Annotated in this window: 9 protein-coding genes and 2 pseudogenes; 4 read left to right on the forward strand and 7 right to left on the reverse strand. The window is 35.5% G+C overall.

Annotated features, from left to right (window positions below):
* The first annotated feature begins 16 nt into the window (after positions 1–16).
* Positions 17–379, forward strand: coding sequence for a copper-binding protein (locus J655_RS22945; RefSeq protein ID WP_004738155.1), 363 nt, complete (start codon positions 17–19; stop codon positions 377–379).
* Between the two features lie 71 nt (positions 380–450).
* Here the strand turns inward: J655_RS22945 and feoB are convergent, their stop codons facing one another.
* From feoB to J655_RS22960, 3 genes are read right to left on the reverse strand one after another with little or no spacing between them, the layout of a single operon-like run.
* On the reverse strand, positions 451–2,280 hold the full coding sequence (gene feoB, locus J655_RS22950) for a ferrous iron transporter B (protein ID WP_001086233.1): 1,830 nt from the start codon (positions 2,278–2,280) through the stop codon (positions 451–453).
* A complete protein-coding gene (locus tag J655_RS22955; RefSeq protein ID WP_001048216.1) occupies positions 2,270–2,530 on the reverse strand; it encodes a FeoA family protein in 261 nt (86 codons plus the stop codon). The genes feoB and J655_RS22955 overlap by 11 nt, the downstream gene beginning before the upstream one ends.
* Positions 2,531–2,541: 11 nt before the next feature.
* Positions 2,542–3,849, reverse strand: a complete 1,308-nt coding sequence (locus J655_RS22960) for a cation transporter (protein WP_024436903.1) — start codon at positions 3,847–3,849, stop codon at positions 2,542–2,544.
* 75 nt (positions 3,850–3,924) lie between these two features.
* On the opposite strand from J655_RS22960, the gene cadR reads away from it, so the two are divergent.
* Together cadR and J655_RS24940 are read left to right on the forward strand one after the other, a co-directional pair.
* A complete protein-coding gene (gene cadR, locus J655_RS0104880; RefSeq protein WP_000480875.1) occupies positions 3,925–4,317 on the forward strand; it encodes a Cd(II)/Pb(II)-responsive transcriptional regulator in 393 nt (130 codons plus the stop codon).
* A gap of 144 nt (positions 4,318–4,461) precedes the next feature.
* Positions 4,462–4,587: pseudogene (locus J655_RS24940) on the forward strand (FAD-dependent pyridine nucleotide-disulfide oxidoreductase); the annotation flags it as partial.
* A gap of 144 nt (positions 4,588–4,731) precedes the next feature.
* Here J655_RS24940 and J655_RS22965 read toward each other — a convergent pair.
* The 4 genes from J655_RS22965 to J655_RS22980 form a co-directional block, all read right to left on the reverse strand.
* Positions 4,732–7,419 (reverse strand): restriction endonuclease, encoded by a 2,688-nt coding sequence (locus tag J655_RS22965; protein WP_001019256.1) that lies wholly within the window; start codon positions 7,417–7,419, stop codon positions 4,732–4,734.
* Between the two features lie 678 nt (positions 7,420–8,097).
* Positions 8,098–9,288, reverse strand: a complete 1,191-nt coding sequence (locus tag J655_RS22970; protein ID WP_032053294.1) for an MFS transporter — start codon at positions 9,286–9,288, stop codon at positions 8,098–8,100.
* A gap of 15 nt (positions 9,289–9,303) precedes the next feature.
* Positions 9,304–9,714, reverse strand: coding sequence for a RidA family protein (locus J655_RS22975; RefSeq protein WP_032053295.1), 411 nt, complete (start codon positions 9,712–9,714; stop codon positions 9,304–9,306).
* A gap of 68 nt (positions 9,715–9,782) precedes the next feature.
* Entirely contained in the window at positions 9,783–10,709 is a 927-nt protein-coding gene (locus J655_RS22980; RefSeq protein WP_032053297.1) for a DMT family transporter, read from the reverse strand.
* A gap of 238 nt (positions 10,710–10,947) precedes the next feature.
* Here J655_RS22980 and J655_RS22985 point away from each other — a divergent pair.
* Positions 10,948–11,205: pseudogene (locus J655_RS22985) on the forward strand (NAD(P)(+) transhydrogenase (Re/Si-specific) subunit alpha); the annotation flags it as partial.

An 11,205-nucleotide genomic window follows, 5' to 3' on the forward strand; every position in this document is an offset into this window, starting at 1 on the left:
CAAAAGAGGTTTTATTATGTTGAAATTTATGAAAATTGTGGCTCTTGTTGCAACTGTTGCTGCGTTAACTGCATGTAGCAAAAATGAGGCATCAGAGCAAAAGAAAGCGGAAGCACCGATGGAGCAGATGAGTAAAGAGTCATCTACAGTTGCAACAGCTCAAGCTGTTGGTGTGATTACTGCTATTGATACGAAAGAAAATATTCTAACACTCGACCATGAAGCAATTCCTGCAATTAAATGGCCTGCAATGACTATGGGCTTTAAAGTTGCAGATCCAGCATTATTAAATGGTTTAACTGTAGGGGAGAAGGTTGACTTCGAATTAAAAATAGAGGGTGAGAGTCAGATTATTATTGCTGTGAAAAAAAGCTCATAATCAGTTTAATACTTAAAAGAAAAATGGATGCAAAGGCATCCATTTTTCTTTATGAAACATTCTTATTTTGATTAAAGTCTACTAATAAGCTGATATGTAATGAAGGCAAAGAAATACGCAAGCCCAAATAAGTAAGTCGCCATAATAACAGGCTGTTTCCAGCTACCAGTTTCACGACGAATGGTCGCTAATGTTGCAAGACAATGTGGTGCGAAAATGTACCAAACTAATAATGACATCCCTGTAGCTAGCCCCCAGCCATCAGGACCAGAGATTTGACTCAACAATGTTTGAGTTACAGTATCTTCATCTCCAGACATAGCATAAATTACACCTAAAGCAGCAATGACAACTTCCCTTGCAGCCATAGCAGGAATTAATGCAATACAGATTTCCCAAGTAAAGCCGATAGGTGCAAATATAGGCTGAATAATGTGTCCAAGTTGTCCAGCTAAACTATAGTTGATAGCAGGCATTGTGGCATGCTCAGGTGGTTGAGGGAACGTAACCAACACCCAAAGCAATATAGATAATGCTACGATAATGCCACCAACCCTTTTTAAAAAGATCGTAGCTCGATCATAAAGTCCTAATGCAACGTTTCGAATATCTGGTAATCGGTAAGTAGGCAACTCAAAGATAAAAATACTTTCTGTCTTATCTTTTCTAACTAGTTTCAAAAATAAAGAAACACATAATGCTGAAACAATGCCAGCCATATATAGTCCAAAAAGAACTAAACCTTGTAGACTTAACCAACCATAAACTAATTTGTTTGGAATGAATGCCGCAATCAGCAAAGCATAAACAGGTAATCTTGCAGAACAAGTCATTAATGGTGCAATCATAATGGTTGCTAGGCGATCTCTTTCCGAACTAATGCTTCGTGTTGCCATGACACCAGGGATAGCACAGGCAAAACTAGACAATAGTGGAATAAAGGAACGTCCACTTAAACCAGCTTTGGACATTAATTTATCCAAAAGGAATGCTGCTCGTGGCAAATAACCTGATTCTTCTAGAATTAAAATAAAGAAGAATAAGATAAGGATCTGCGGCATATAAGCCAAAACACTACCCGATCCAGCGATTACCCCATCAACAATAAGACTTCTAAGTAATGGATGAGTAATAAGCGGGCCAATTGTATTACCTAACCAAGCAATTGCATTTTCAATTAATGAGATAAAAGGTTGTGCCCAGATAAAAACGGCTTGGAACATGACAAACATGGTAAGCGTTAGGATGACTAAACCAAGTACAGGATGTAAGAAAATTTTATCCAAGAAAGCTGTTCTTGCATCACCATTATCATTTTTTAAAATTACCTGTTTAGTAATATTTTTAATCTGATCAAAATGATTCAGATCAGAATGATAAGGAGTGACAAATAGATTTTTTTGATCTAATTGATTTAGTAGTTCTTGCACGCCTTTAGTTTTAACGGCAACAGCCTCAATAACAGGGATACCCAACAATTCTGATAGCTTATTAATATCTATCGAAATACCACGCTTTTTGACCTCATCCATCATATTTAAAACAAGAAGCATTGGTCGATTCAATGCCCTTATTTCAAGCACAAGACTTAAATGTAAATGTAAATTAGTGGCATCAACCACACATACATATATATCAGGTAGGACCTCACCCTCAAGCTCACCTAAGCATACAGCCCTTGTTACCTCTTCATCTAGACTCGTAGGCTTTAAGCTGTATGTGCCGGGCAAATCTAAAACCCGAACTGATTCACCAGAAGGTAGTTTAAAGAAACCTTCTTTCCGCTCAACAGTAACACCAGCATAATTAGCTACTTTTTGACGAGTACCTGTTAAAGTATTAAAGAGAGATGTTTTCCCACAATTTGGGTTACCAATAAGTGCAATATTTTTACTGTTCATTTGAAACAATCTCTACAAAAATTCGTTCAGCTTCATTCTTTCTTAACGCAAATCGAGAAGTTTCAATTTGAACCAATACTGGATCACCACCGAAAAGTCCCTTAGCTAGAACTTGTAAAGTTTCACCAATTCTGAAACCTAACAATTCAAGTCGTTCGAGAACTGGATCATTTTTATCTAAATATTGGTTACCTTTTTTTAGGTCAACAATTTTGACAAAGTCGTTTGGTTTAACTTGGAATAAATTCATTTTTAATACTCTTATTTCAATGCCAAAATTTTTCGAGCACCGTTAAGTACGAAAAGCGAAACAATTATTCCTATAACAAGATCTGGATATGCGGAACCTGTCAAAGCCACAAGGAAGCCAGCAATAATTACACCTAGATTCACAATCACATCATTAGCTGAGAAAATCCAACTTGCTTTCATATGTGCTCCACCATCTTTATGTCCAGAGATTAGATAAAGACAGGCAACATTCGCAATTAGTGCAAAAAAGCCGATTACAATCATTAATAAAGATTCAGGCTCACTACCTAATACAAAACGTCTAATTACATCGACAATTACAGTTATTGCGAGAAATAATTGAATCCAACCCGCAAAATGCGCGGCTTTAACTTGATACTTTGCAGCTTTACCTACAGCATAAAGTGCAATCCCATAAACAGCAGCATCTGCAAACATATCAAGAGAGTCTGCGATTAACCCTGTAGATGCAGCAATTAGTCCACTAATAAATTCAATAACGAAAAGTGCAGCATTAATAGCTAAAAGAATTTTTAAAACTTTTGCTTGTTCAGACGTATCTGCTTTTTCAGGCATTTCACCCACAGAGGTGGCGGTACTTTCAAGTTTGGCTCCAAAACCAAGTGCTTCAAGTTTGCTAGTAATTTCATTAAGACCATCATTATGAAAAACTTTCAATTTCCGATTAGGTAAATCAAATGTTAGTCCTTTGATCTCATTTACTGGAGACAATGCCATACGAACCATTTGCTCCTCAGCAGAGCAATCCATTTTCGGAATCAGAAACGTACTGATTTCTTTTGCATGCTCTTTATTTACATAGGCTTCAGTTTTATTTAATTTTGCTCCAAACCCAAGAGCTTCAAGTTTTGCAGTGATTTCATTACTTTTACCATTATGCATAACTTTTAGGTTTCGATTCGGCAAATCAAAAACTAGCCTCTTAACATTTACCAAAGAAGATAAAGTCATCCGAACCATTTGTTCCTCTGCGGAACAATCCATTTTAGGGATTTTATAGTCACTGATGAAAGTCGCTACATCCTCATTATCATTAACTGTCTCAGGTGAACTTATCGAATCTGGGGTACAACATGAGTTTGACTGCGTAGAACATGGCTGAGTACTAGCACAAGGATCTTTTTCATCTGGCTTAGATTGTTGTGGTAATTCATTACCACAACAAGAACTTTTACTTTCTTCAGCAGTTAAATCTTTACTGTTACCAGAATTTGTTTCTGATTCATTTTGATTTTGCTTAGTGTCTTCACAAGAATTTTCTTTATTACAACCGCAACCACTCATTGATGTGCCCATAGTCATATCTTTACTTATTGCATATTAAAATCTCTATAGCTACTATAGAGTCAAGTTGGATTTTGAGTATTTCTAATGTTTATGAAGATAGGAGAGCTCTCTGAAAAAACGTCGTGCTCAGTACTGACAATACGGTTTTATGAAAAAGAAGGTCTAATCCCGCAACCTGATCGAACTCAAGGTAACTATAGACTATATACTGAAGATTACATTGATCGGTTGAAATTCATTGTGAATTGTCGTTCTTTGAATATGAACTTAATTGAAATCAAAAAATTACTAAATTATAAGGATCTACCTAATCTAAATTGTTCTGATGTGAATGAGCTTATCGATTCACATATTAACGATGTAGAGGAAAATATTCGGAATCAGCAGAAACTCATACAGCAGCTATTAGAAATAAGAAAGACTTGTGATGGGTTATGTACAGTGGAAAAATGTGGTGTACTGAAGAAGTTAGCCTGAATAAAAAGTTAGTGATCACATTTGTCTCTCAAACTTACTGATACGTATATTGGCTTATTTAATATTATTGCTAAATTCTTAATCTAAAATGAATTGTTTACAGCAGTTTTTCAAATTTAACTAGCTTATTTAATGGATTGTATTTTGCAGACCATCTGGCTAGTTGGTTATGGTGAATGGACAGGCATGACATCGGCAACATTAATTGGGGTTTCTAGAACTGCCAGAGCAGTAGTCGATGAAATAGTTGTCTATTTAGCCATAGATTAAATAGTTGAAGGGGGAGATAAATTACTTACTCCCCAGAAAACATCTCATTTACTCATTGTTAAATACCTAATCGATGAAAACTAGATTATCAAAGGTTTGAGTTCTGTTAGGTGGGAGGGCTTGAAGGTAATTGGTATCCAAAATTTATAAATCGAAATTTTCATACCAGCTAGCCCAACTGTTTAGCTTTTTACCTGCATACTCCACAGTACCTTCAGCCCACTTAATATCATGCTTATCCCTCAGGAGCTGCCCAACGAATGATGCAGTTAATTTTTTAGTTCCTGAATACAGTTTCTTTATTAATATGGTTTCTTGGATACTTAACTCATTTGAAATCGCATCGTAAAGATAAGATTCGATATCTTCAACATCTCTAATTTTATTATCATCATCAACTAAATTATATCTCTTGAAAATTTCCACAGCTTTGGCATTACTACTACCATTTTTGTATTCAGAAATTTTCTTACCCTTAAGTTCATTATAAATATTTATAGTTAATTGAGGACTATTTCTTGGTATGAAAAAAGAAGATTGTTGGCGTCTAACGTTACTGACAGATGTTTTTACAGAACCTATATCTTTATAAAACCATGTGTATGTTTCAATTGACCGAGATAAAAAGCCCGTAATTTCTAGCCATTTACACATTCTGATAGCATAGTATCTCCATGTTTTATCTGCATAATCATTGTTAGAGTAAATACTTTTCATTAAGTCTATAAAGAAAGCCAAAGTAATATTTGTACCGTTAGGTAAGTCCTTTAAACTTAAAGTAATAATATGTTTTTTAAATTTTTCTCTCATTAATGAGAGAATACTTTCCATGGAATTCCCTGTAGCTAATATTTCCTCTGACAATGAATATTGGCTATTCTCCCTTACTGCAATGCCAAATGTCAGTAAGTCTGTACCAATATTTTGAATAGTACCATCAGATAAATTCGTTTTAATTTCCAATTCGGGAATGGAAATTGGAGTGCCTGTTAAATGTTGCGCTACATTCCAGATAGCAAGAAAATCATTTGATGGTAAATAGCGAAGAGAAATAATAGGAATACTCTCTGTTAATATATATTCTCTAAAAATATCCCAATAAATATTTAATCTAATACCACTTTTAATGATTAGTCGTTTATGAAGCAGGTTTGTGACTACATCTTCTCCACATGTATCGATTGTATCAACAAGATCAACAGGTGCTCTTTGAGCAATAAATTTTAAAGCTCTAACTTCATTAGGATTTAACTCTTCTAAATCACTAGCGAAAAGACTTGAGATATCTAATTTATTCTCTAAAAGCTCCTCTTGTTTTTGGCCTGACAATATTTTTTCATGTAAATGAATGCATAGTTTCTTTAACAACCATGGATAACCCTGACTACTTACAATTAAGTTATGTCTTAAGTCGCTATGAACTTTTTCTCCAATTGCTTCCTCAAACTTATTTATGACCGCATTAGATTCTCTAACAGAAAATGGATTTAATTTTCTTACAATTCGATAATCTGACAAACGATGCCAGAAGAAATAAGCAGGATGTTCCGAGTGGGTTGTACTATCAGTCTTCCATGCAAAACCTATGCATAAATTTGTTTTTAAACTAGCCGCATCTAATAGAATGTTCGTTGCATTATTAAATAGTTCGAATAACTCTGGTTTACTAAACAACTCTTCAAATTGGTCAAAAACTAATACTACTAATTGCTTTGACCTTTCAAGGCTATTCAAGTATTTAGCTATAGATTCAGACTCTAAAGGATGGTTTACGTTAGTTATTTGTAATTTAATAGTTGGATCACCAAAACCTTTTATTTGGGCCTCTTGTAAAGTTTTTAACAATGCGGAGTAAATATATTCTGGTGATTTAGCCGCACGAACATCAATAGCGTAAAGAAATAATTTTTGTTTTTGATGACGATTTTTAGCTTTTTCAGAAAGAGTAATAATCAAAGAACTCTTGCCTAATCCAGAATTACCAGTAATAGCAAAAATCCTAGTATTTATTTCATTTGTTCTAATCTTCTTAAAAAAATCAAAAATCTCTTGAATATCCTTAGTTCTTCCTACGAAATCCTGTGGACGTGCAGGTCGATAGTCATTCCAATCTTCGCCTCTTTGAACTTCTACAACTTCAATTTGAGAGTCAAATAAAGGTTTCATCTCTTTTTTTGTATTTATAATTTTAGAAAAATCTAACTTAGAAAGACTACTATCTGTAGAGGCAATGTTATCTAGTAGTTCTTGATCTTCAACTAAGACACCTGTTTTTGCATAATAACATACAGCATTTGTTGGAATGCCTGCACTTAATATTGTACTTACCCAAAAATTTCCAAAAGTTGTAATTAATAAAAACCATTCACCAATGCTGTTTATATCAAGGTGTTGTTCTAGATGTTCACGAGGTATTGAGCTAATAATTTTAGATGCTTGTAGTGATTCAACAATATCTGTTGATGAATAGACTACTATACGATCACCAAGTGGTCGACTAGGTAGCTCCTCACAAAATCCTTTCGCATCTTTACTAAATTCTGAAGTACCTATTAACCAGCCTTCACTATAGTTCTCAAATACAACTGTACCAAATAATTGTCTTATGATTGGCGCATCAATTTTTTTATCTCTATATGCTTTACACTCAACATAAATTTTTTTCCCAGAAACTTTGTGTTCACATAATAAATCTAATTCACTGCCAGTCTTTCGCACTTCCTCTGTCACTAGATAATTTTGTGCTTCAAGCATTTTTTTACACAGTTTTTCTAGTAAATCACCCTTATCTTTAGTTGTAGCGGAGTTAGGAGTACAAATTTCAATATTCATTAGAAATACTCAAGATTTAATTATTTTCTGCTGTCATAACCTTATCAAAACTTTTACTACTCTTAAATACTTTAAAATTAATAAATTTCTTTGTAGGTTATGGTTAGATTATGAGATATATAAAAAGTTTATTATCTAAGTAATTTTAATTAAATTTTTAAAAAAAAACAAAAGGTTGCATATATTTTTTTGCTTTTTTCACTGTGGCTACTTCGAGGTGTGTTGGTATCTAATATATTGTAGTAGGATTGCTTGGTCCTTAAATCTAATATTAGTCTTAAAGATTTATTCTTATATAGATATGCAATCACATAGGTTTAGCGAGTATTCGTAGGAATCTTCACTCGTTTCTGAGATAGATAGTTATAATTGAATCAAATATTTTTTTAGTTAAGTTGAAATTTACACCTAATTTACACCATGGAATCCTAAAAATTATTTAAGATAATGATAATTTTAAAAATATTTTAATTGTGTGTCCAATCCATCATAGGTGCGACAGAAATACGAGGTTGTAACGATTGAAGTGATTGCATAGCCAATAGACCCAAAAGTCGCTAAATTAATGAAAGGGCAGCATTATACGGGGTTTAGCCCTGAATCGACAGTGGCATTTAACCGAGTAATTTATAACCACCCTTATGTTGAATATAGAAAGATGATTTATAACAATTTACTTTATGAGTGAGCGAGCTGCTTTTTTTGTAAGAAAGCATCAATGACACTAAATAAAATACAAAGCAGAACAAGAGCTACCCCTGCAACACATGTCATAGTCCCCCCGCCATGATTCCAAGCAAAAATCCCTAAGGCAGAGCCACCAGCTCCTCCAATAAAATAAGTTGTCATATAGATGGCATTAATACGAGATTTAGCATCTGGACGTAAACGGAAAATAATGCTCTGGTTGCTGGTATGAACGAGCGCGAGTGCTAATTGAATTAAAGCAAAGCCAATAACATAACTAGAAAGGAGGGTTTGTCCGAAATAGAAACAAAGCCAGCTCACCAAAAACAGCCCACAACCCATCCACGTAAGTAATCGTGTGTAGCCTTGGTCGGCATATTTACCAATATAGCGTGTTGATAATGCCCCAAAGATACCGACTAGTGGGACTAGTCCGATAAATAGATCGGGCAAATGATGTGCCGAAGTCAAAAGTAAGGCGATGGTGGAATACAAAATACTTACTGCGGCAAAGGCGAAAGCACCTGTAAGCGCTCTTAATAATAGTCGCTTTTCCTCTTTTAAGAGTTGAGCCATGGAAACAAATATTTGTCCATAGTTCATTTTCATACGTAAGACATAAGGCAAGCGACTTTTTAAAGTAAATGCCAACAGAAGCATTAATACGCCGCTTACGACATACACTATTTTCCAGTGGAAAAGGTTGGAAAATAATCCAGCTAGACTGGTAGAGAGTAAAATCCCGACCAATAAGCCACTCATTAAAAAACCAATGATCTCGCCAGTTTTTTCGGGTTTTACGGTCATTGTGGCAAGTGGGATGAGGACTTGGGCAGCAACAGAAAACAATCCCGCTAAAATTGTACCAATCCACAACATGGGTAAGTTCACGGCAAAAGCAGATGTAAATAGGCCAACTGCGCAAAGTACCATCAAAAACGGAATAGCTTTGGCTTTATTAACGATGTCACCCATTGGGACAATAAATAGTAAACCGAGGGCATAAGACACTTGAGCAAATGTCACTGTTAAAGCAGCTTGTGCCTGAGTTACAGCAAACTCTTGCTGAATGGAGTGAATCAGCGGCTGACAATAATAATTCACACCTGCACATAAACCGCATGCTGCTGCCATCAACCAAAGCAAAGGTTTATTTTGACTGATATCTTCAGGGGTAGACATGACGTTCTCTCAGTTTTATTGGGTGTATGCTGTTGCTTCAACTTCAATAAGCATGTGTTCTAGCGCAAGGCGCGGCACAGGAATAAGTGTACAGGCAGGAAAAGGATGATTTTTCCATAAATTTTGCATAATTTTAATCAAAATTTGATGTTTTTCGACCGAGTGGTCAACAACTAAAACTCTCAATACAGCAATATTGCTAAGCTCTGCATTGGCTGCTTTTAAAGCATGTTGAATATTATCAAAGACTTGGATCGCTTGTTCTTCAAAACGTGGGCTTAATTCACCTTGGGAATCTTCGCCTCCTTGACCTGCTACATGAATAATATTCTTAAAGCTTTCCACTACAGCAACATGACTATAAGCGTTAGGAGTTGGGTTATATAAAGTTGATGGATTTATGATTTTAAAAGTTTCTTGACTCATTGGAACTCAACCGTTCATTAAAATTTAGATGAGTATCCAACCTCAACTTAAGTTGAGGTCAAGAGAATTTAATATTTTAGTCTTTTCTTTCTGAGTGTAATCATCATGCCACCGACAATATTGAGAAGGCAGCCGACCCATTGCCACATATTGAGATGTTCATTTAAAAAAGCAACGGCAAGCAAAATCGTTAAAACTGGTCCAATTGAAGCAATCATTGCAGATTGAGAGGCACCTAATCGTTCAATGCTTTGCATGAGCATAACGGTGGGTAATACGGTAACTAAAAAGCCTAAGCCAATGCCATACCAAATTACACTAGAGGGGAGTTGTAATAGGAGTTGAATTGGATGAGGTGTGCTTAATGCGTAATGAGTTAATGTGCCGATACAGGCCACGGTTAAGGCTAACCCTGTGAAATTCCAAGAGCCAAATTTCTTAATGAGAGGTGGCGTCAGCAACAAATAGCCGGCGAAAGCCACGGCACTTGCAAATACGAAACTTGTCCCTAACCAGAAGTTGCCCTGAATTGGTGCGTTGTTGTGCTCCTGAAGCATAACCATCACGGTTCCACCATAACTAAGAAAAATGGCAAATAAACTTTTTACATCTAATTTTTGTTTGTAGAGTAAGCTTGATACGATGACTGTAAGCGTGGGATATAAAAATAGAATAATTCGTTCTAGAGAGGCGCTAATAAACATAAGGCCCATGAAATCGAGCCAACTTGCAAAGTAGTAGCCTAATAGACCGGCAAAAATTAAAATTAGCCAATCCTTCTTTTTTATGCCCTGATTATGATGCCTGTTAAACCAGCAAATTAATAGAAAGAACGGTAAGGCGCTTAACATCCGTAAAGCCATCAGGACTGTACCGTCTACTAATGGAGAAAGGGCATAAGTTTGTTTAATAAAAATCGCTTTTGTGCTGAATAGAAAAGCAGAGCAAAGCGCAAAAAAAGACCCAATTTGAAACGAAGATAAAGAAATTTTCATATACAGGACTGTATAAGAGAGACTATTGTCTGCAAAAAAAGAAAAACCTTCCTATATTACACCCCTAAACAAATATCATGAATCATCAGTTCAAAATATGGGTATTTATTAAATAAATAGTGGGTGGTATTTTAAAAAAGTTCAATTAGAATCCAAATTCTGTACAAAGAATACACATGGGGGAAACATTGCAGCTTGCAATGTTTTTGACAATGAGAAATTAGCTTGAGGAACGCTCATGCAGATCGGAATCCCAACCGAAACTGTCGTCGGTGAAAATCGTGTAGCTGCTACGCCAGAGACAGTAAAGAAGTTGATTAGCGCTGGTCATAGCGTTGTGATTGAACGTGGTGCTGGTGTAAAGGCTGCGTACATTGACAGTGCTTATGAACAGGTCGGTGCAACCATTACGGATGATGCCTATACGGGTAGTCAAATTATTTTGAAAGTTCGTGCACCACAGGGCGCGGAAATTCAGAAACTTGCAGCAAATACC

It is taken from the genome of Acinetobacter sp. 1294243 (genome assembly GCF_000588015.1).
Taxonomy (GTDB): Bacteria; Pseudomonadota; Gammaproteobacteria; order Pseudomonadales; family Moraxellaceae; genus Acinetobacter; species Acinetobacter pittii.